The following is a 21,277-nucleotide window of genomic DNA, read 5'->3' as shown; positions in this document are numbered from 1 at the left end:
TCCAATTATTGACAGACAGAAGGCACGGAAAATGCTATAGTAACAGTAACAGACAGGAATGGGGAGGTGGAAAACGTGAAAAAGGCAGAGCTCGTTTATATGCCGAATTGTATTCTTGGAGAGGGGTGCATGTGGAATGAACAGGAGGGATTGCTGTATTTCACGGATATCGAAGCCGGGGTGATCTATGCACTGGATACGGACCAGATGTCCGTGAAGCCGGAGGATCTGCCGGTCCGAAGCCGCCGTCAGGATGGAAGGACCGGGTGTATGGTGTTTCACAGAGATGGCGGGCTGGTTGCGGCGGTGACGGACAAGCTGGTGTACCAGAATTGGTCTGACGGGAGAAAAGAGGTGCTTCTGCGCCAGGACTTTCCCGATATGATCCGTTACAACGATGGGAAATGTGACCGGTACGGGAATCTCTGGGTGGGCACGATGGCAGTATCCCAGGATCTGCCCGGCGCCCAGGGCTGCGGGAGCCTTTACTGTATCCGGGATGGAAAGGCCGTGGCAGAGTATCCGGGCTACACCATACCAAATGGCCTGGACTGGAATGAGGACGGAAGTATCTTCTATCATATTGATACGCCGCTGCGCCGGATCGATGCCTATGAGGTGGAAGACCAGATCCATTTAAAAAACCGTCATCCCATCGTGCAGGTTTCAGAAGGAGACGGAAGCCCGGACGGGATGTGTGCAGATGAGAATGGGAACCTCTGGACTGCCATGTGGGGCGGCTCCAAGGTCGTATGCTTTGAGGCGTCTACCGGAAGGAAGCTGGAGGAGGTAGAGGTGCCGGAACCTTATGTGTCCTGCTGTTGTTTTGGCGGCAGGGATGGAACGAGTCTGTTTATCACCACGGCGCGGGCGGAGGACGGGACCGGCGGGCAGATCTACCGGGCAGAGACCGGGATCAGGGGCGGCAGGCGCTACCGGTACGGCATAGAAAAATAATGATCATGAGATCGGGAGACTTAAAATGGACAGAAAAACGGCGCTGATTACCGGCGCGGCAAAGGGAATCGGCAGGCAGATCGCGCTGGAGCTGGCGAAGGCGGGATACAATATCGTGGTAAATTACCGCAGTGACAGGCTGGCGGCAGACGAGGTATGCCGTCAGGCAGAAGCGTGGGGGGCGAGGGCGCTCCCAATATATGCGGACATATCCGTGGTGGAGGATATCAGGAAGATGTACCGGGAGGCAATCGGGGCGTTTGACCATCTGGATGTGGTGGTCAACAATGCAGGGATCAGTTCGGAGGTCTATTTTCTGGAGGCGACGGAGGAGATGTTTGACAGGATGACCGCTATTGACTGGAAGGGACTCTACTTCAGCAGCCAGATCGCGGCTCTTCATATGGTGGAGAAAGGGATCCGGGGCGTGATCGTCAATGTTTCCTCCAACCAGGTGGACGGCTCCTGGCCCCGGGCGACCATCTATGGCCCCACAAAAGCGGCTGTCTCCAAATTTACGAAAAATGCCGCAATGGAGTTGTCGCAGAAGGGCATCCGCATGGTCGCGGTTGCGCCGGGATACACGGATGTGGGCTGGGAACCGGGAGACATCCGTCTCGAGGCTGCAGCGCGGCTGCCGTTTAAACGGTTCGCAACAACCACAGAGATCGCAAGGGGCGTCGTGTATCTGGCGTCGGAGGACGCGGATTATATCACCGGGACTACGCTGACGATCGACGGGGGAGCCACGCTCCCGGTAGTGGCGGCCAATGACTTTGTGTAAGGTGGAGCGGACAGAGAAAAGGGGAAAGCCATGAAAGAGAGAACGTACTACAATACCCTGCTCCAGGGGGATGAGGGAGCGCTGAAGCGCGCGCTTTACAAATCTATGGGATTCACGGATGAGGCCCTGGAAAAGCCGCTGATCGCCATTGTTAATACTTACACCAACGCGACGCCGGGACATTACAATCTAAATGAAGTCTGTGCCCAGGCAGAGCGTGGGATCCGGGCAGCAGGCGGCACCGCCATGACCTTTGGAACCATTGCACCCTGTGACGGGATCGCTGAGGGGCATGACGGAATGCGCTATATCCTGCCGTCGCGGGATTTGATCACGTCCTCCGTGGAATGTATGGTCCGGGCGCACCGGTTTGACGGCATGGTGCTCCTGGGGTCCTGCGACAAGATCGTGCCGGGACTGCTCATGGCGGCGGCGCGGCTGGATATTCCCGCGGTGTTCTGCAACAGCGGGCCTATGATGCCTGCCTCCTACAAGGGAAAACACTACGACGGGAATATTGTCACAGAAGCGGTTGGCTGGAAGAAGCGCGGCGAGATCGATGAGGCGGAATTTGAGCGGATTGAAAATCTGGCGGAGCCGTGCTGCGGTTCCTGCGCCATGCTGGGGACAGCCAATACCATGGGATGTATGGCGGAAGCCATGGGCATGAGTCTGCCGGGGAGCGCCGTGATACCAGCCGTCTACGCCGAGCGGATGCAGATGGCCTATGAGACGGGGCGGGCAGTGATGAAGCTGGTGGAGGCAGGGATCTCTGCGCGCCAGATCATCACACGCAGGTCCATCGAGAACGCCATTGCGGTGCTGATGGGGATCGGAGGCTCCACCAATGCGATCATGCACCTGCAGGCGATCCATAAGGAGGCGGGGCTTGGCAGGCTGGACTTGGATGTGTTCGATGCGCTCAGCCGAAGGGTTCCCCAGATAGCGTCGGTGTATCCGGCGTCGCCTTATGATATGGTGGACTTTTACGAGGCGGGCGGCGTTCCCGCAGTGATGAAAGAGCTGAGTGCATACCTTCATCCGGACTGCCTGACCGTGACGAAGGATACGGTTGCCGACTATGTGCTTAAGGCGCAGGAGAGCGCCCGCCGGGAAGTGATACGCACAGCCAAAGATCCATTTGCCCGGACCGGCGGAGTGGCGGTCCTGAAGGGGAATCTGGCTCCCCTCGGTGCGGTGGTGAAGCCGGCGGCGATCCCGGAGCATCTGATGAAGGTGAGCGGAAAGGCCAGGGTATTCCACAGTGAACAGGAAGCCTGCCATGCAGTTTTGGACGGCAGGGTGGAGCCGGGCAGTATGGTGGTGCTGCGCTATGAGGGGCCCAAGGGCGGACCGGGGATGCCGGAGATGTACCGTCCGATGAAATGCCTGGAGGGAATGGGCCTGTCCGACAGCTGTGCCATCATCACGGACGGGAGATTTTCCGGTTCCAACCGGGGATGCTTTGTGGGCCATATCTCGCCGGAGGCATATGAAGGGGGGACCTTAGCCCTGGTGGAGGATGGGGATGAGATCGTGATCGATGTGCCAAAGCGGAGGCTGGGGCTTTGCGTGAGCGACGCAGAGCTGGAAGAGAGAAGACAGCATTTTGTAAGGCCTGAAAAGGAGATTCCGGACGGATATCTGAAGACCTACCGCAGGATCGGGAGATCGGCGGCGGAAGGCGCGGTCGTGGAGTAGAAGGAGGAGGTACGTGAAATGGTTGCATGGGAAAATGACAGGGAATTGTTTGAGATGATGAAAAAGGAGCTGTACTCTGCAGTGCTGGGAGATATCCTGGATAAAATGGGATATCTGCACCAGTTCCTGCCGTGGCGGATCCAGCCTCTGGATCTTAATATGGTCGTGGCAGGCCGGGCCATGACGGTGCTGGAGGCAGATGCATTTGAGGAGCTTTCTGACGGGCAGAATCCGGTCATGAAAAAGCCCTTTGGCCTGATGTTGGAGGCGCTGGATGACCTAAAGGAAAATGAAGTCTATATCTGCACCGGGTCATCGCCGTCCTATGCTCTGGTGGGGGAGCTGATGTGCACCCGGATGCAGATCTTAAAGGCGGCAGGCGCAGTAGTAAACGGATTCCACCGGGATACCAAAGGGATCCTGGAACTGGGATTCCCGTGCTTTTCTTATGGCAGGTACGCCCAGGATCAGGGGCCGCGGGGAAAGGTCATCGACTTTCGGGTGCCGATCGAGATCGAGGGCGTCCGTGTGAATCCAGGAGATATCGTGTTTGGGGATCTGGATGGTGTGCTGGTCATCCCAAAGGAGATCGAGCATGAGGTCATTACCCGCGCTTACGAAAAGGCGACTGGGGAAAAGATGGTGGCGGAGGCGATCCGGGGCGGTATGGGAGCAAAGGAATCCTTTGAGCGGCACGGGATCATGTAACATAACTGTTCAAAGACAGGGAGATGCTTATGATGAATCAAATGGAGCAGAGATTGTTTGCACTGCTTGGCTCAGAGCAGTATGAAACGCGGATCCGGAAAGCCGGTATCTTCCGTTTTCCGTCCAATTACCGGTTTGAGAGCCATGCCCATCGGGAATATGAGATCAATTATATCAATACGGGATGCTGTATTATGGGAGTGGAGGAAAACTATGTGCCGCTCCGCCAGGGAGAATGCATCGTGATTGCCCCGGGCCAGTCCCACTGTTTTATAGTGGATATGCAGAAGGCCTGTAAGATCACGCAGCTGGAAGCCGTCATCCGGTTTCCGGAAGCTATGGCGGAGGGACTGCCGTTTCCTGCCATGGACTCCCCCTATTGTAAGCTTCACGGCTGTGAGAAGCTGCTGCCTCTGTTGGAGCGGATCAGCTATTTTCACAGGGCGGGTGAGCTGTCGGAGGCAGATCAGGTACAGCTTGACTTTGGACTGTTGGAGCTCTATGCGATGCTTTCTGAGGAGTTTGCAGGGCAGTGCGGCGGAGCAGAAGATCGTGAAAAGGAGATGGGACAGGTCGGGGAGATCATCCGCCACATCCATGAAAACCTGGACCAGGAGCTGAATATGGAGGAGCTGGCGGCAGAATATGGCATCAGTTCCCGCTATGTGCGGCGGTTTTTCCAGGAACAGATGGGAATGGGCAGCAACGAGTATATCACGATGCTCAGGATCGGGAGGGCAAAGCAGCTGTTATGGCGCCCGGAATATTCCGTGACAGAGGTAGCGCTCATGAGCGGCTTCTCCAGCTCCCAGTACTTTTGCAGGGTGTTCCGCAGACAGACGGGAACGACGCCTGCGGAATACCGGAAGCTGTGGAGAGAAAACGCGGTGTGAACAGAGGCTGTTTTACAGTCAAATGATGTGATACCGGATGATGCGGTGAAAGGGGCGCTCCGGCGTGGTAAGCACATAAGAGTCCGGAAGCAGGTGCATGACATCCGGGAGATCCTGGGCTTCTAAGGCGATGGCGCAGGAAGCGCAGGAGCGCTGGCCTCCGTGAAGCATGATCCCATCCGGAAGAAAATCGCCTGAATACAGGACCAGGGCCGGCGCGTCCGTCATCATCCTCATGGTGCGTCCGCTTGCAGGGTCCAAAAGGACAGCCGCTTTTTTTAAGGGCTGCCTGCGGGGATATCCCGCAGGGTGCGGAACGGCTGGCTGCGGTTCAATAAAAATGCATGGTTGTAGCCCCATGGGGCCCTGACCTTCCTGCTCTCCCGGAAATCAAACCTGGTTTTGGCGACTGGGATGATATCTACGGGCAGATGGCAGGGATCGTTGATGCAGACATTGTTTGCAAACAGCGTCAGCTCCTGGTCTGCAGCCGGCTTTGTAAAATCTCCGGCCAAGTTCCAGTAGGTGTGGCCGGACATGTTGATATAGGTCGGACGGTCCGTAAAAGCCCGGTACTCTATGGTCAGCCAGTTGGTGTCCTCCAGGCAGTAGCGCACCTGATAACTGCGGTTTCCCGGATATCCGTCCGTGCCGTCCGGCTGGAAAGCCGACAGGATGACTGCGGCGGTATCCTGGGTACAGGTGACGGAATCCGTATGCCAGGGCGCGGCGGAGAGATTGTGAAATCCTCCGTGAAGCTGGTTGTCCTGGTCGTTTTGGCTCAGCTGGAACATCTGTCCGTCCACGGGCAGGCTTCCGCCGCGGATCCGGCCTGCATTCGGCGCAAGTGTTGCGCCGGCATAACAGCAGCATTCTTCATAAAAGGATATGACGGGAGAGCCAAGCGCGATATAAACCGGTTCCCCGCCCGGGGATGTGATAGCAATTTTTTGAATAGAAGCTCCCAGCTCCAGGATTGAGACCGTCAATCCGAGGTTGGTGGTTATGTCATAAATAGAATAGGAATATCTGCTTTTATTTGGCATATTTCTGGTTATTACCTTCATTTTCTTTGCCCTCCATTACATCTTCAGTATAAAGGAAAAAGAAAGAAAATGAAATAAAAAACAGGTGTGAGAGCAATTTTTAAAAACGACTGGGCAAGTTGATGTAATGATGAAAATAAAATTCGCGTTATAATAAAATTACGATAACGAGTTGACTTGAGAGAAAAGCAGAAACAAAAAGGGGAGGAGGTAACAAAAATGGACAGCGTATTGGAGTTTCAGCATATTTCCAAATATTTTCCGGGAGTAAAAGCCCTGGACGATGTATCCTTTCAGGCCCGGTCCGGGGAGGTCTTAGCCTTTCTTGGAGAAAACGGCGCTGGAAAGTCAACGCTCCTTAAGGTGCTGAACGGAGATTATCAGCCGACCAGCGGCAAATACCTGTTAGACGGAGTGGAGAAACATTTTCAGTCCCCGCATGAAGCCATAGAGGAAGGGATATCCATTATCTATCAGGAACGTCAGATATTACTGGAGCTTTCCGTGGCGGAGAATATCTATCTTGGCAGGATGCCGGTCAACCGGTTCGGATTTATTGACAAGCGCAGGGCCAATGAGATGGCGCTTCAGATCATCGAGGACTTTGGGCTGCCGATCAGCCCATCCACAAAGGTAAAGGATTTAAGCATTGCTTACCAGCAGATGGTTGAGATCATGAAGGCGTATTCCAGAGAGAATTTAAAGGTCATATGTTTTGACGAACCGACCGCTTCTTTGTCAGATTCAGAGATCGAGTCCCTGTTTAAGATCATTGCAAAGCTGAAAGCGGAGGGGAAGATCATCATTTATGTTTCCCACCGTATGGATGAGATCCAGAGGATCACGGACAAGGTGGCGATCTTTAAGGACGGGCGTTATGTAGATACGGTGAAGACGGGCGTTGTCCCGGAGGCGGAGATGATCCGCATGATGGTAGGACGCGATCTGGGAGATATCTACAAAAATCTGGACCGGGACAAGAAGATCGGCGAGGTGCTTTTAGAGGTGAAGAATGTCTCCTCGGATTATGTAAAAGCCAATTCCTTTGTACTGAGGGCAGGCGAGGTGCTGGGATTCTCAGGACTGGTCGGGGCCGGACGCACAGAGCTGATGCGCGCCATCATCGGGGCGGACCCTTTGAGGACCGGAGAGGTGTATCTGGAGGGGAAACGGATCCAGAACCGGTCTCCTCATGAGGCCATGGAGCACGGCATTGTTTTGGTACCGGAGGACAGAAAACTCCAGGGGATCCTTTCAAACTTGAGTGTAAGTGAGAATATCAATATCTCCCTGCTGGATGAACACTCCAACAGGCTGGGGTTCGTCAGCACGGCAAAAGAGGATAAAAACGCGGAAGACGGAATCCGCAAGTTTAAGATCAAGACGCCGTCTAAGGATAAAAAGATCGTAGAGCTGTCCGGAGGCAACCAGCAGAAATGCATCGTGGCGCGCTGGATCAGCACCAATCCGAAGGTCCTGATCTTAGACGAGCCGACCAAGGGCATCGACGTAGGGGCAAAGTCGGAATTTTATCAGATGATCTGTGAGTTTGCAAAGCAGGGGCTGGGCGTGATCCTGGTGTCCTCTGAGCTTCCTGAAGTGATCGGGCTTTCCGACAGGATCATCGTTATGAAATCATTGCAGATTGCAGGAGAAGTTTCCAGGGAGGAAGCTACGGAAAGTAAGCTTCTGAGCCTGGGCATGATTGGGGAGGTACAGGAAGCATGAACGCGAATAAAAAGAACAGACTTCAGATCAGCGGGGACAAACTGGTCCTGATGGCCGCCATTGTGGTGGTGTTCATCATGTTTACACTGCTGAACAAGAATTTCCTTACGGTTACCAATATCATCAATATCCTGATCGCGGCATCCTTAGTGGGACTGGTTGCGATCGGACATACCTATCTGATCATTGCGGGGCAGAATGACTTGTCACCCGGTTCCCTGGCGGCGTTTTCCGGCGTTGTTGCTGCCCTTTTGGTGAGCAAGGGTGTCCCCTTCGGGCTGGCTGTGATCCTCACGATCTGCTGCGGCGTGGCGGTAGGCTGCTTCAATGCATTTATGGTCAATAAGATCCATCTGGAAGCCTTTATCGCGACCCTGGTGACTCAGTCGATCGTCAGAGGGTTTGCCTACATCATCTGCGGCGGCAAGCCGGTGTCCATCAGCAACAAGGTATTTCTGGTGCTGGGAAAAGCAAGGATCGCCAATATCCCGCTTTCCGTGTGGATCATGCTGATCTGCATCATCGTATTTGGGATCATCCTGGCAAAGACCAAGTTCGGCAGAAGCGTGTATGCGATCGGCGGAAGCATTGATGCGGCGCGGCTGGCGGGGCTGAATCCCAAGCGGATCATCACCACCTGCTATATCATGATGGGTATCCTCTGTTCCATCGGCGGTATCATATTTGCCGCACGTATGAACTCCGGACAGCCGGCGGCAAACGTGAACCTGGAGTTCGATGCCATCACCGCGGTTATCTTAGGCGGCGTGTCCTTTGCGGGCGGCGTCGGCGATATGGGAGGCACCATCCTGGGCATCATCCTGATCCAGGCATTCAACACAGGGCTTACCATGGTAAATGTACCGAGCTTCTGGCAGTATGTGGCGAAGGGCGGACTGCTGTTGTTTGCACTGACTACAGACTATATCAGAAAGCAGAAGAGAGAAAAAGACCTGCTGGCGGCGTCCATGAAGAATCTTTGACGGCGGCAGTGTGACCGGGATCGATCCGGGAATCGGTGGATTTCCGTTGAGATAGAACTTAAATTGGGGACGAAAGACCAAAACACAAAAACAAGCAAAAACAGGAGGGATTGTAACATGAAAAAAAGAATGGCACTGGTACTGGCAGCAGCAATGATGGCAAGCCTGACCGCATGCAGCGGTTTTGAGACAGAGGAGACAACCGCGGCAGCGACCACAGCAGCAAAAGAGGCTGCGGCCCCGGCAGACACGAAAGGGGAGGAGGCAAAAGAAGCGGCGGCTCCGGCAGCAGGTGAAAAAGGCGTAGTTTACGGCATCTATAAAGCAGGGGACCAGAGCTGGTTCATCGATGAGGGCGCTGCGGCACAGAAAGCGGTAGAGGCACAGGGCGACGAGTTTATCTTCGTGGATGCAAAGATGAGCCCGGAAGAATATTTAAAGGCGATCGATAACGCGATCGCGAACCAGGCGAAGGGTATCGTTACCTGTATCCCGGACCAGACCATGTCGCAGGCAGTGGTTGATAAATGTAAAGAAGCGGGGATTCCGATCGTAGCTGCGGATGATGCGCTGCAGACAGAGTCCGGCGAGAAGATCGCTCCGTGGGTCGGCATCAACGCCTATGTGATCGGTCAGGCAAACGGCGACTGGCTGGCAGAGTATGCAAAGGCCAATAACCTGGTGGCAGACGAGGAGTGCGGACTGCTGATCATGACCATGGATACCGTTTCCTCCTGTGTACCGCGTGCAGAAGGTGAATATGACAACTTTACCGCAGCCTGCCCGGATTTTGCAACCGACAGGATCTTCAAAGCAGATTATGACGGGACCACTGAGAAGGGCAATGTGGCGGCGACTTCTGTGATCACTGCACATCCGGAGATCAAGAAATGGCTGGTAACCGGCGCCAACGAAGAGGGCTGTATCGGTGCGGCGCGCGCTCTGGAAAGCGCAGGCCTGGATGCAGATGCATGTGTGGTTGGCCTTGGCGGATACATGGCAAAAGACGAGTGGAACAACAAGGGTGCTGACGGTACCTGTGTAAAGGCTTCCGCTTACTTCTCCTCCGACTCTGTAGGCGCAGGCTCCGTTGAAGTGTTATATGACATGATAAACGGCGGCGATGTTACCATGGAGACCGCAGTTGACGCAGTTGTGGTCACTCCGGAGAACTACAAGGAAGTTATGGGGAAAGCGGCAGAGTAAAGAGCAGGAATCCAGTCTAAAAGGGCGTCCCGCAGGGCCATGAGATGGCCTGAGGGGGCGCCCTTTAGTCAGTGCGTCTGATCCTGGGCCTCGATCCGGTATTCGGAAGGGGTGAACCCGGTTACTTTCTTAAAGGTGGTGCAGAAGCTGCTCTCGCTGGCGAACCCGGTGGCGAAGCAGATGTTCTTGATGGATTCGTCCGTGGATTTTAACAGGTATTTGGCAGTGTTGATCCGGGTGGCAATCAGGTAGCCATGGGGTGAGAAACCGGTCTCTCGCTTAAAAAGGCGGCTGAAATAGAACGGGCTTAGGGAGGCGTGTCCTGCTAACTGCTCTAAGGTGAGGTTCTCTGTCAGATGTTCCCCGATGTACGCTACGGTGTCCTCTATGATGCTGGAGGAGACGTTGACAGAGTACTCGGCATCCTTACTGACTAACAGTTCGGTCAGGATATTGACGATGTAGTTGCTCAAAAGCGCTTCCCGGATGGACATGCGGTCCCGGAACTGAAGGTAGATCTTGTGCAGGTAACGCTCAAAGCGGTAGGTGTCCTGCAGGGTGATGACCGGGCTGCCGCCGGCTAAGACCGCGTCGAAATATCCTCGTGCGGCTTTTCCGTCGAAATGCAGCCACTCCGCCTCCCATCCGGTGGTGGTGCCGTAGGCATGGGGTGCATAGCAGTCTAAGAAAACCACCTGGCCGCTGCGGGCATGGTAGCGCCGCCCTCCGATGTCGATGTCACAGCTGCCCCTTCGCATATACATGATCAGGAAGCTGTCAAAGGAGCTGCGCCGGATGCTGTAGCCGGGAAGATACTGGAAACAGCCTGTGATCAGAGGATAAAAGAACAGTTCCTGTGCCAGTGTGCTGGGGGTGTAAATGTAATAATCTGAGCCGGAGACAACTCCGTTTTCCGTAGACAGCATAGCAGTCCCTCCTTTTTCCTGAATAATACCATTATAGGATAAGGCGGCGGACAGGTCAAGACGATGAGAGCAAATTTTATAAATCAGTAAGCAACTAAAGATAATGAAAACAGGGGATAAAGGTTATATAGTATAAGCAAGAAGCAGCAATGCTTCCACGGATGGAGCAAGAGCGAAACATATGTGATGGAGGGAGCAGAAAATGAAAACAGCAAAAATCTGGGAAGAATCCATTGTGATCCCAACTTATGAAATCGGCGAGGCGGATAAGAACCCGATGTTTTTAGAGAGCCGTGTCTACCAGGGCAGTTCCGGAAAGATCTATCCCTATCCCACGGTCGAGAAGATATCCGATACCAGGGTGGATAAGACCTATCAGGCCGTGTGGCTGGAAAATGAATATTTAAAGGTGATGGTCCTTCCGGAGCTGGGCGGCAGGATCCAGAGGGCTTATGATAAAACGAACCAGTACGATTTTGTGTATTATAACCACGTGATCAAGCCGGCCCTTGTGGGCCTGTGCGGGCCATGGATCAGCGGCGGCATCGAGTTTAACTGGCCGCAGCACCACCGCCCGACCACCTATTCGCCGGTTGACCATATGCTGATGGAGAATGAGGACGGTTCCGTGACCTGCCGTGTCTGCGACGTGGACCAGATGTATGGAACCAAAGGTGAGGCGAGCTTTACCCTGTATCCGGGAAAAGCCTACATAGAGATCCGGGGGCAGCTCTACAACCGCACCTCCACCCCCCAGACCTTCCTCTGGTGGGCGAATCCGGCGGTTCCGGTCAACGATCATACCCAGTCGGTCTTCCCGCCGGATGTCCATGCGGTGATGGATCATGGCAAGCGGGATGTGTCCCGTTTCCCGATCGCGACCGGGGTGTATTACAAGTACGATTACAGCGCCGGGGTGGATATTTCCCGGTATAAAAATATCCCGGTGCCCACGTCCTATATGGCGGAAAAGAGCGAGTTCAATTTCGTGGGCGGCTATGATTACCAGAAAGAGGCGGGCATCCTGCATGTGGCGGATCACCATATCTCTCCAGGCAAAAAGCAGTGGACCTGGGGCTGCGGCGATTTCGGCAAAGCCTGGGACCGCAACCTGACGGATGAGGACGGCCCTTACATTGAACTGATGACCGGGGTGTATACGGATAACCAGCCGGACTTTACCTGGTTAAAGCCCATGGAGGAAAAGACCTTCACCCAGTATTTCATGCCGTACAAAGCAGTCGGCGCGGTGAAGAATGCGTCCATCCATGCGGTCGTGAACTTAGAAACCGCCGGAGATTCGGTGACGGTGACTGCATACGGAACACAGGATTATCCGCAGGCGAGAATCCTTCTGACTTATGACGGCGATACCGTTTTAGATGAGACGGTGCATTTATCCCCCGTGGATACCTACAAAAAAACCATACCATTGGCGGCGGAGGACGATACGAAACTGACCCTCAGGGTACTCGACGGAGATGCGGAGCTGGTCGCTTACACACCGCTCAAGCAGGAGATCCCGCAGCTTCCGGAGCCGGCCCAGGCGGCGAAAGAGCCGGAAGAGATCATGACCGCGGAGGAGCTTTACTTAACCGGGCTTCATATCGAGCAGTACCGTCATGCCACGTACCGTCCGGACCCCTACTATCTGGAAGGGCTGAAACGGGATCCCGGCGATATCAGGCTCAACAATGCCTATGGGTCCCTGCTGATGCGCAGAGGCTGTTTTGAGGAATCTGAAAAATACTTCCGCAGGGCTTTGAAACGCGCCACCTGGAAGAATCCGAATCCCTACAACTCTGAGCCGTATTACAACCTGGGGCTGTCGCTGTGGTATCAGCGCAGGATGGAGGAAGCCTTTGATGCATTCTATAAGGCTACCTGGTCCAATGAACAGCAGGAGATGAGCTTTTACTATCTGGCATGCATCGAGTCCATGCGTGGGAATTATGGGAGCGCTCTGGAGCTGGTGGAAAAGGGGCTGGTGAAGAACGCGCACAATATCAAGGCAAGGGGACTGAAGGTTTATGTGCTGAGAAAGCTTGGAAGGTACAGCGAGGCGGAGACGATGATCCGGGAAAATCTTAAGGTAGATCCCTTCGATTATGTGTCCAGGCTGGAGCTGGCGGAACTGGCAAAGCTGACAGATCTGAGTCAAAACGGCAGCAATTCCGCGGAATACGACCGCGTGATCGCAGAGGTTTGCGGCCTGATGAGGGATTTCCATGAAAATATCCTGATGACAGCCAGGGACTATGCAGAGTACGGAGCCTATGAGGACGCCATCGGCGCCCTGGATCTCTGCACGGAGGAATGGCCCATGCTTGGCTATTACAAGGCTTATTATCAGGTGCTGATGGATGTGGACGCAGATGTAACAGAAATCTTGGCGCAGGCCGAGGGCTGCAGACACGGATTACTGCTTCCCCAACAAGCTGGAGGATATCCAGGCGCTTGAGGCGGCAATCCGCAGGAATCCCGATGGGGCCAATGCATATTATTATCTCGGCAACCTGTATTATGACAAGTATCAGTATGATAAAGCGATCGATAACTGGGAGCGTTCCGCTGCGCGGGATCCGGAGTTTGCGATCGTGTGGAGAAATTTGTCCCTGGCTTATTACAACAAACGCGGAGATAAGGACCGGGCAAAAGAAGCTATGGAACGGGCTTACCACATCAACCCGGAGGACCCGAGGATCTTCCTGGAGCTGGATCAGCTCTACAAGAAGCTTGAGATGACGGCCAAAGAGCGTCTGGCGCGGTATGAGGCGCAGAGAAGCGTGTTCATGCAGCGGGACGACTTGATGATCGAGTACGCAACGCTTTTGAACCTGACGGGGCATTATGAGGAGGCGTACCGTTTCATCATGGCCAACCGCTTCCACCCGTGGGAGGGCGGCGAGGGGAAGGTGACGACCCAGTACACCGTGGCCCTGATCGAGCTGGCCCGCGCAGCTATGGCGGATAAGGCGTGGAAGCAGGCGGAGGAATATCTGAAAAAAGCTCTGTATTACCCGGAGAACCTGGGAGAGGGAAAACTGATCGGGTGTAAAGATAACCATATCAATTATTACCTGGGTGTGGTGATGGAAGCGCTTGGAGATCTGGATGCGGCAAAGGAATATTTTGAGCAGGCCAGCGTTGGAACCGATGAACCGGCCGGTATGATGTACTACAATGACCAGCCGGCAGACATGATCTACTACCAGGGCCTGGCGAAGGAAAAGCTGGGACGGACGGTGGAGGCGAAGGCGCGGTTTAACAAGCTTCTCGACTATGGAGAGCAGCATATGTTTGACGAGATGCGGGTGGAGTATTTTGCTGTATCCCTGCCGGAATTCCTGATCTTTGATGAGGACCTGAACCGGAGGAATAAGGCGCACTGCAACTATCTGATCGGTCTTGCAAGGCTTGGGATGGGAGATATAGATGCGGCGGCAGGGGCATTCGGAGAAGCCATCCGGATGGATGCCTTTCATCAGAATGCGATCCGTTACCTGGCTATGAGCGTGGAAAACTAGAGAAAATGTGACAGGAGCTGTGCTGGCAGGCCCTTCCTGTGACGGACCGCTGTGGAGAAAGCGGTCTGTCGCGGGAAGGGTATTTTTCTTGCTGTTTTCTATCCTCATACTCCTCATACGGTCCTTATGCCGCTGCAAAATGCGGAAATTCAAGCGGATATCGCCTTGCAAAACCAATACCGAAAAGATATAATGAAAGAAAGAGAGGGCGAGGGGATTCATATGACGGACAAAGAGCGGATCAAGATGGTTTTCCAGGACTTTGTGGATGGCGGTCTGGTGTCCCAGGATATCGATAAGGTATTTCGCTGTATTTCAGATCAGGTGATCGGGATTGGGATCGGAGAACAGGGGTTTGTGCTTTCTCCGGAAGACATCAGGAGGGTCCTGCTCGCAGGGATGCGTGAGGGGAAGAACCGCTGCACCATATACGGGCAGGGGAACAGGCAGTGAAATAGGCAACGTCAGGGGAAATGGAGAAAGGAGGCTGCGGTTATGGAAGGAAAGAAACTGATTGTGACCATTGGCAGGCAGTATGGAAGCGGCGGAAGTGAGGTTGGTAAGAAACTGGCCGAAGCCCTGGGGGTTCATTGCTATGACAAGGACATTCTGCGCATGAATTCCACGGAGAGCGGCATCAAGGAGAGCTATTTTCATCTGGCGGACGAGCGTGCAGGCAACAAGCTGCTCTACAAGATCATTGACAGCCTGGTGCCGGACCGGGGCGCCCCTTCTTTCGGTTCAGACCTGGTATCCGCGGACAACTTATTCCGTTTCCAGTCGGAGGTTATCCGGAAGCTGGCGGCGGAGGAATCCTGCGTGTTCATCGGGCGCTGTGCGGATTATGTGCTGGAGGGAAGCGAGGATCTGGTGAGGATCTTCCTCTATGCGGATCTGGAAGCAAGGGTGGCGCGGATCCGGGAGAAGAAGCTGTATGAAGAAAAGGATCTTGTGAAGAATGTTAAGCGGATCGACAAGGAGCGCCGGGACTACCACAGATATTATACCGGGCGCAGCTGGGAGGACGTGGAGAACTACGATCTGATGCTGAACACGGCAAAGCTTGGGGTGGACGGCACGGTGGAGGCCATCAAGGATTATATCCGCAGGCGTGGGTTTGTGGTCTGACAGTCCTGTCGGGAACGAAAATAAAAGAATATGGATGATATCCAAAACCCGGTGCTTTTATTCCTGCACGGAGGGCCGGGCAGCCCCGAGATCGCTTTTACTCAGGATAACCCGACCGGGTTGGAGCAGTTATTTAAGGTATGCTGGTGGGAGACTTTGTTCAGGCCATAGAAGCTCCTGTAAAAGGGTTTTATACATTTGAGGACTCAGCACACAGCCCGTGTTATGAGGAGCCAGATAAGATGATACGGATATTCCGGGAAGATATTTTGCCTGGAAAAGCGGATCTGGCAGATAAGCTGGATCAGTAAATCAACAAGAACTCCCTCTTTCGCAAAAGGGAGTTCTTGTTTTTTGTGCGCCCGGCGGACGCGCAGTGTTCTACATCTCCGGCACCGGCGTAGGCCTGTCTTTATCAAACACATCCTCCGACCGGAACAGATCGTCCAGTTTCCGGTGGGACGGGTCCTCCGCGGTGATATCCTTCCACATCCGGTAGCCGTCTAAGTTGCGGCGGCCCTGGCGCAGGAAATCATCGCCGATCTGTACCCAGTACTTGTTGGAATCCACATTACAGAAATAGCGGAACCCGACGGAGTGCAGATAGCGGAAACGCTCATTTTCCATGGTGTAGGGATGCCAGTCATTGATATCGGCGCCAAACGGGTAGAGGATGATGTCGGTGGGGCCGATCAGCGATTCCACCTCGGTTTCCCACTTATCCGTGTCGGTCTTAAAGCGGTCCCACTCCACCGTGCCGAGATTCAAATGTCCCCAGCTGTGGGAGGCCAGCTCCCATCCGTTGTCCCTCAGGCACTGGGCGACCTTTGCGGCGGCTTCCCGGTCCTGCTCGTAGGTCGCGGAATCCTTGTAGGCGGAGGAGGTGCGGTAGCCTAAGATACCTTCATATCCGGTAAATGCAAGGACAGCGCGGGCGCCCTTGTAGGAAAAGTCAGGGTGCTCCTGTATGAATTCCTCCAGGATCGGCACCAGATCATAGGGTCCGGTGGACACAGAACCGTCCTCCATCTTCATCTCACAGGTGGGTTTTCCGTCCTCCCCGATGACCATGCGGGTGGCAAAACCGTCGCCGGTCATGTAAGGGTAATAGCATAAGTCGTCCTGGGACATGACAAAGGCAGTCTTGCCCTCCGGCAGCATGATGTCTCCGGCCTTCATGACCGTGTTGCCGCTCTCGTCTGTAGTCTCGTAGGCAAGATCGTGGAGTCGGACCAGCACATAGCCCTTATCGTACATATTCTGTAAAATCTTTTTGAATTCCCCCACAGTGGTCATCACCTGGTTATATCCCTTCTCATCATCGTCCCCGTCAAAAGCTTTACTGTTGTCCACAACAAGGGAATGGAAAAATACATGGGTGATCTCACCCACATGGGAACGTACCAGGGTTCCCTTAATGGCTTCATAGTTCGCAATGGCATTCGTGATGGCGGGATCTGAGGCAAGCTGAGGGTCAGACTGCAGCAGTGCGATCGCTCCGTCATAATCATAGCCTGTGGCAAGAGCCTCCGCCTGGTTAAGCAGAGTGGCAGTTGGGGAATCAATGAGGATGCCTCCCTCCGGGTCATCCACACAGGTTGGCCCCTGGCCGTCGGCAAATGTGGACGCGGACGCCTGTTGGGAATCCAGGGTGATGACAATGGACGAATCCACATCCTTCCCGGCATTGTTCTTCAGTTTCTTTCCTAAAAACACGGCTCCTGCCCCGCAGATGCCCACAAGTGCGATGCAGCCTGCGACCGCAGCGATCCTGCCGGCCATATGGCGTCTCCTTCTTCTTCTATAGCGCCGGCTGTACTCAAATCGATTCATATTTAAAACCTCGTTTCAATTCTGGTATGTATTTTTTAGACGATGGATGATCAGAAAATCCATAGTTGGTATATATCATAACATAGATTTTGGAAAATAGCTATATACTGATATATAGAAGAATGAATTGAGGGATAGTATGAAAACAATTCTGTTTGCACTGTGTGCCGGGCTGATGGTACAGACGACGCTTCCCACGGTTCCGCAGGTGAATCCGACGGGCCTTCTGGGGGTGAATGGGACAGAACATACAGGCGGAGCCATGGCGGTCTCCGGAACTGCTTCTGGGGCTGTGACAGACTCCGGGAGCGGGACGGAGCCGGCTGATCCGGTGATGGACTCAGAAACGGTCCCCACAGAGGCTGCCGCGGGACCGGAGATCGCAGCCCCCAGCGCACTCCTTATGGAGGCGTCCACCGGACAGGTGATCTACGAGAAGAATGCAGATGAGAAGCGCAGCCCAGCCAGTATTACAAAGATCATGACGCTGATCCTGATCTTTGATGCGATTGATTCGGGGAAGATCAAGATGACAGATGAGGTGGTCACCAGCGCTCACGCCAAATCCATGGGCGGTTCCCAGGTGTTTTTGGAGGAGGGGGAGATCCAGAACGTGGAGACCCTGATCAAATGTATTGTCATTGCTTCGGGAAATGATGCTTCCGTTGCCATGGCGGAGTACATAGGCGGAACAGAGGATGAGTTTGTCCGCATGATGAATGAGCGGGCAGCGGGCCTTGGTATGACGAACACCCATTTTGTGGACTGCTGCGGACTGACGGAATCCCCGGAACATCTGACCACTGCAAGGGATATTGCCATTATGTCCAGGGAGCTGATCACGAAGTATCCCCAGATCCATAACTATTCCACCATCTGGATGGAGAACATTACCCACGTGACCAAACAGGGTACCAAGGAATTTGGGCTGTCTAACACCAACAAACTGTTAAAGATGGCGACCAATTTTAAAGTGACCGGGTTAAAGACCGGTTCCACCTCCATCGCGAAATACTGCCTGTCTGCCACAGCGGAAAAAGACGGGGTGAGACTGATCGCTTCTGTCATGGCGGCACCTGATTTCAAGGCGCGGTTTGCGGACGCACAGACTCTCTTAAACTACGGCTACGCCAACTGCAGGCTTTATGAGGACACGGAAATGCCTCAGCTTCCGCAGATGGATGTGGTGGACGGCGTGGAGGACACAGTGCCCTTAAAATACAGCGGCGGTTTTTCTTACTTAAGTTTAAATGGCGAGGACTTCACGGCAATCGAAAAGAAGCTGATGCTTCTGGAAGCCTTAGAAGCCCCTGTGGAGCCGGGCGACCGGGCCGGTGTGCTGCGGTATGAGCTGAACGGCAAAGCGCTGGGTGAGGTGGATATCCTGACGGATGGAAGTGTACGTAAAGCAGGATATAAGGATTACTTTGGCAAGCTGAAACGGGCGTGGATGATGCATGTGCCGGCGGCGTGAAATGCGGAAAAACAGTTCTGATAAAGCAATTCTCAGGGAAAATAAAAACACAGGTAGATAATCGCAGAAAAATCATGTATGATAAGATATATCATTTTAACTGAGGAGAAGAACTATGGGTATTCAGGATACGGATGAATCACAGAATGAAGGCACGGCGGTGGATGTCGAAAAAGGCTATAACCCCCGAACGGATCTGATCCGGGGGAATATTTTCACATCCATCCTGCTGTTTTCCATCCCGCTTTTGATCGGAAATCTGTTCCAGCAGCTTTATAATACGGTGGATTCCTACGTGGTGGGAAACTATGTGAATACAGGCGCGCTGGCGGCGGTTGGGGCGTCGGGATCGGTCATCAACATGCTGGTCGGCTTCTTTATGGGCCTGTCGGCAGGTGCAGGCGTGGTGATATCCCAGTATTTTGGCGGGAAACGGACGCAGGATATGAGTGATGCCATCCACAGCGCCCTGGCGCTGACAGCGCTTTTAAGCGTTATTTTTACAGTGGCGGGAATGGCGTTTACCAGGCCGCTGCTGCGGGCGATTGGGATACCTGAGGAGGTTCTGCCTCATTCCACTCTGTATTTGACCATATATTTCGGCGGAATCACATTTTCCCTGTTTTACAATATCGGAGCCGGGATCCTGCGGGCAGTGGGGAATTCCAGGGACCCTCTGTATTACCTGGTGGCGGCGTGCCTGGTCAACATTGTGCTGGACTTTTTATTCGTATGTGGTTTCCACATGGGCGTGGCGGGGGTGGCGGTCGCAACTGTGATCGCACAGGCGGTCAGCTCTGCCATGGTGATGTATAAGCTGATGCATACCCGGGAGGATTACCGGGTGGAGCTTAAAAAGATCCGGTTCCATAAGCATATGATCGGGCGGATCATTGCGATCGGATTTCCGACAGCCCTGCAGCAGAGCATTACTTCCTTCTCCAATGTGATCGTCCAGTCTTATATCAATAAATTTGGTACGGCGGCGATCGCGGGATATTCGGCTGCTATCCGTGTGGATGGATTTCTGCAGCTTACGATCCAGAGCTTCAGCATGACGACTATCACTTTTGTGGGACAGAATATCGGGGCAAAGGAGTTCCACCGCGTGAAAAAAGGTGTGTTTGCCGCATGGCTTATGAACACCTCGATCATCCTCCTGGGATGTCTTGCCATGTGCTTTGCGGGCGGCCAGCTGATCGGGATCTTCACCAATGACACGGCTGTGATCGCCAATGGCGGCATGATGCTGCGGCTGTTTTCCTACGCTTACTGGGTGCTGCCGATCATCCACATGCTGGGCGGAGCGCTCCGGGGAGCGGGGAAATCCCAGGTGCCGATGTATTTTATGCTGATATGCTTTGTGGTCCTTAGGCAGATCTATCTTGCCATCGTACTGCCCATGACTCACAGCCTGCTGGCAGTGATGGCGGGCTGGCCGGTGACCTGGGTGATCTGCGCGGTTGGCATGGCGATCTATTATTTCCGCGTGGACTGGCTGTCCAATGCGAAGGTATGAGTGCTGGAGGAATAAAATGAAAACAAAGGAATCCATAAAAGAGTTTTTACTGATCACAGCCGGGACGGCTGTAGTAGCGGCGGCTGTCTTTTTCTTCCTGATCCCGAGCCATGTTCCGGTGGGCAGTATCTCCGGCCTTGCGATCGTGCTGGGGAACTTTATTCCCATGAAGATCTCTGTCATCACCTTTGTGCTGAATATGGTCCTTCTGGTCCTTGGATTTCTTTTTATCGGAAGAGAATTCGGCGCGAAGACCGTTTATACGTCCTTGCTTTTGCCGGTATTCCTCGGTGTGCTGGAGATCCTGTTTCCGGACAACCTTTCCATGACGGGAGACCCGTTTTTGGATACCCTCTGCTATATTTTCCTGGTGAGCGTCGGCCTTGCCGTTCTGTTCAACCAGAATGCATCCTCCGGCGGCCTTGATATCGTGGCAAAGTTCTTAAACAAGTATCTGAGGATGGAGCTGGGGAAGGCCATGTCTTTGGCAGGGATGTGCGTGGCGCTCTCTGCAGCACTGGCTTATGACAGTAAGACGGTGGTGCTGAGTATTCTGGGGACCTATATAAACGGACTGGTCCTGGATCATTTCATCTTCGGGTTTAATATCAAAAAGCGGGTCTGCATCATCTCTAAAAAGGAAGAGGAGATCCGGGATTTTATCCTGCATAACTTAAAGAGCGGCGCGACCATCTATGAGGCCATCGGGGCGTATGACAACCAGCCGCGCCGTGAGATCATCACGATCGTGGACAAGACGGAGTATGCCCTGCTGATGAACTATGTGCTGAAAACGGACCGGGATGCGTTTGTGACGGTGTATACGGTCAATGAGATCATCTACCGCCCCAAACGCTGAGAGAA

The 21,277-nt window shown here is 53.8% G+C and carries 20 protein-coding genes; 16 read left to right on the top strand and 4 right to left on the bottom strand.

From position 1 onward, the window contains the following. Positions 1–99: 99 nt before the first annotated feature. Genes AB1I67_RS18475 through AB1I67_RS18455 form a run of 5 tightly spaced genes read left to right on the top strand, consistent with a single transcriptional unit; the run spans position 100 to position 5,043 of the window. A complete protein-coding gene (locus tag AB1I67_RS18475; RefSeq protein ID WP_367032656.1) occupies positions 100–957 on the top strand; it encodes an SMP-30/gluconolactonase/LRE family protein in 858 nt (285 codons plus the stop codon). Positions 958–982: 25 nt separating this feature from the next. After that, positions 983–1,741, top strand: coding sequence for an SDR family oxidoreductase (locus AB1I67_RS18470; RefSeq protein WP_367031531.1), 759 nt, complete (start codon positions 983–985; stop codon positions 1,739–1,741). 30 nt (positions 1,742–1,771) lie between these two features. Next, the gene (gene ilvD / locus AB1I67_RS18465; RefSeq protein ID WP_367031530.1) at positions 1,772–3,442 is read left to right on the top strand and encodes a dihydroxy-acid dehydratase; all 1,671 of its coding nucleotides are present in this window, start codon (positions 1,772–1,774) and stop codon (positions 3,440–3,442) included. An 18-nt stretch (positions 3,443–3,460) separates the two neighbouring features. Further along, a complete protein-coding gene (locus AB1I67_RS18460) occupies positions 3,461–4,150 on the top strand; it encodes an RraA family protein (protein ID WP_367031528.1) in 690 nt (229 codons plus the stop codon). A 29-nt stretch (positions 4,151–4,179) separates the two neighbouring features. Further along, on the top strand, positions 4,180–5,043 hold the full coding sequence (locus AB1I67_RS18455) for a helix-turn-helix domain-containing protein (RefSeq protein ID WP_367031526.1): 864 nt from the start codon (positions 4,180–4,182) through the stop codon (positions 5,041–5,043). 18 nt (positions 5,044–5,061) lie between these two features. Here AB1I67_RS18455 and AB1I67_RS18450 read toward each other — a convergent pair whose 3' ends face one another. Both AB1I67_RS18450 and AB1I67_RS18445 read right to left on the bottom strand, forming a co-directional pair. After that, on the bottom strand, positions 5,062–5,280 hold the full coding sequence (locus tag AB1I67_RS18450) for a hypothetical protein (protein ID WP_367031524.1): 219 nt from the start codon (positions 5,278–5,280) through the stop codon (positions 5,062–5,064). Positions 5,281–5,321: 41 nt separating this feature from the next. Beyond that, positions 5,322–6,110 (bottom strand): hypothetical protein, encoded by a 789-nt coding sequence (locus AB1I67_RS18445; RefSeq protein WP_367031523.1) that lies wholly within the window; start codon positions 6,108–6,110, stop codon positions 5,322–5,324. A gap of 198 nt (positions 6,111–6,308) precedes the next feature. Between AB1I67_RS18445 and AB1I67_RS18440 the strand changes: the two genes are divergently transcribed. The 3 genes from AB1I67_RS18440 to AB1I67_RS18430 all read left to right on the top strand — a co-directional run bounded on the left by AB1I67_RS18440 (position 6,309) and on the right by AB1I67_RS18430 (position 10,006). Further along, positions 6,309–7,817, top strand: a complete 1,509-nt coding sequence (locus tag AB1I67_RS18440) for a sugar ABC transporter ATP-binding protein (RefSeq protein ID WP_367031522.1) — start codon at positions 6,309–6,311, stop codon at positions 7,815–7,817. After that, on the top strand, positions 7,814–8,800 hold the full coding sequence (locus tag AB1I67_RS18435) for an ABC transporter permease (RefSeq protein WP_367031521.1): 987 nt from the start codon (positions 7,814–7,816) through the stop codon (positions 8,798–8,800). Before AB1I67_RS18440 ends, AB1I67_RS18435 begins: the two co-directional genes overlap by 4 nt. 117 nt (positions 8,801–8,917) lie before the next feature. Next, the gene (locus AB1I67_RS18430) at positions 8,918–10,006 is read left to right on the top strand and encodes an arabinose ABC transporter substrate-binding protein (protein ID WP_367031519.1); all 1,089 of its coding nucleotides are present in this window, start codon (positions 8,918–8,920) and stop codon (positions 10,004–10,006) included. 68 nt (positions 10,007–10,074) lie between these two features. Here the strand turns inward: AB1I67_RS18430 and AB1I67_RS18425 are convergent, their stop codons facing one another. Further along, complete coding sequence (locus AB1I67_RS18425) at positions 10,075–10,932, bottom strand: AraC family transcriptional regulator (protein ID WP_367031517.1); 858 nt, start codon at positions 10,930–10,932, stop codon at positions 10,075–10,077. Positions 10,933–11,134: 202 nt separating this feature from the next. Between AB1I67_RS18425 and AB1I67_RS18420 the strand changes: the two genes are divergently transcribed. From AB1I67_RS18420 to AB1I67_RS18400, 5 genes are all read left to right on the top strand, one after another. Continuing rightward, positions 11,135–13,393, top strand: a complete 2,259-nt coding sequence (locus AB1I67_RS18420) for a DUF5107 domain-containing protein (RefSeq protein ID WP_367031515.1) — start codon at positions 11,135–11,137, stop codon at positions 13,391–13,393. Continuing rightward, a complete protein-coding gene (locus AB1I67_RS18415) occupies positions 13,371–14,459 on the top strand; it encodes a tetratricopeptide repeat protein (RefSeq protein WP_367032654.1) in 1,089 nt (362 codons plus the stop codon). Before AB1I67_RS18420 ends, AB1I67_RS18415 begins: the two co-directional genes overlap by 23 nt. Positions 14,460–14,651: 192 nt before the next feature. Continuing rightward, positions 14,652–14,912: a hypothetical protein gene (locus AB1I67_RS18410; RefSeq protein WP_367031514.1), complete on the top strand. Its 261-nt coding sequence runs from the start codon at positions 14,652–14,654 to the stop codon at positions 14,910–14,912. Positions 14,913–14,954: 42 nt separating this feature from the next. Next, positions 14,955–15,587 (top strand): cytidylate kinase-like family protein, encoded by a 633-nt coding sequence (locus tag AB1I67_RS18405; protein WP_367031513.1) that lies wholly within the window; start codon positions 14,955–14,957, stop codon positions 15,585–15,587. 140 nt (positions 15,588–15,727) lie between these two features. Continuing rightward, positions 15,728–15,898, top strand: coding sequence for a hypothetical protein (locus tag AB1I67_RS18400; protein ID WP_367031511.1), 171 nt, complete (start codon positions 15,728–15,730; stop codon positions 15,896–15,898). A 70-nt stretch (positions 15,899–15,968) separates the two neighbouring features. Here AB1I67_RS18400 and AB1I67_RS18395 read toward each other — a convergent pair whose 3' ends face one another. After that, the gene (locus AB1I67_RS18395) at positions 15,969–17,420 is read right to left on the bottom strand and encodes a polysaccharide deacetylase (protein WP_367031509.1); all 1,452 of its coding nucleotides are present in this window, start codon (positions 17,418–17,420) and stop codon (positions 15,969–15,971) included. 334 nt (positions 17,421–17,754) lie between these two features. On the opposite strand from AB1I67_RS18395, the gene AB1I67_RS18390 reads away from it, so the two are divergent. The 3 genes from AB1I67_RS18390 to AB1I67_RS18380 all read left to right on the top strand — a co-directional run bounded on the left by AB1I67_RS18390 (position 17,755) and on the right by AB1I67_RS18380 (position 21,272). Continuing rightward, positions 17,755–18,894, top strand: a complete 1,140-nt coding sequence (locus AB1I67_RS18390) for a D-alanyl-D-alanine carboxypeptidase family protein (protein ID WP_367032653.1) — start codon at positions 17,755–17,757, stop codon at positions 18,892–18,894. Between the two features lie 115 nt (positions 18,895–19,009). Continuing rightward, positions 19,010–20,413: an MATE family efflux transporter gene (locus AB1I67_RS18385; RefSeq protein ID WP_367031507.1), complete on the top strand. Its 1,404-nt coding sequence runs from the start codon at positions 19,010–19,012 to the stop codon at positions 20,411–20,413. A gap of 16 nt (positions 20,414–20,429) precedes the next feature. Further along, positions 20,430–21,272 (top strand): YitT family protein, encoded by an 843-nt coding sequence (locus AB1I67_RS18380; RefSeq protein ID WP_367031506.1) that lies wholly within the window; start codon positions 20,430–20,432, stop codon positions 21,270–21,272. Positions 21,273–21,277 lie beyond the last annotated feature (5 nt).

This window comes from Clostridium sp. AN503, from assembly GCF_040719375.1.
In the GTDB taxonomy this organism is placed as follows: Bacteria; Bacillota; Clostridia; order Lachnospirales; family Lachnospiraceae; genus Brotaphodocola.
The sequence above is the reverse complement of the archived record's forward strand: the minus strand, read 5'-3'. Positions and strand labels throughout refer to the sequence as shown.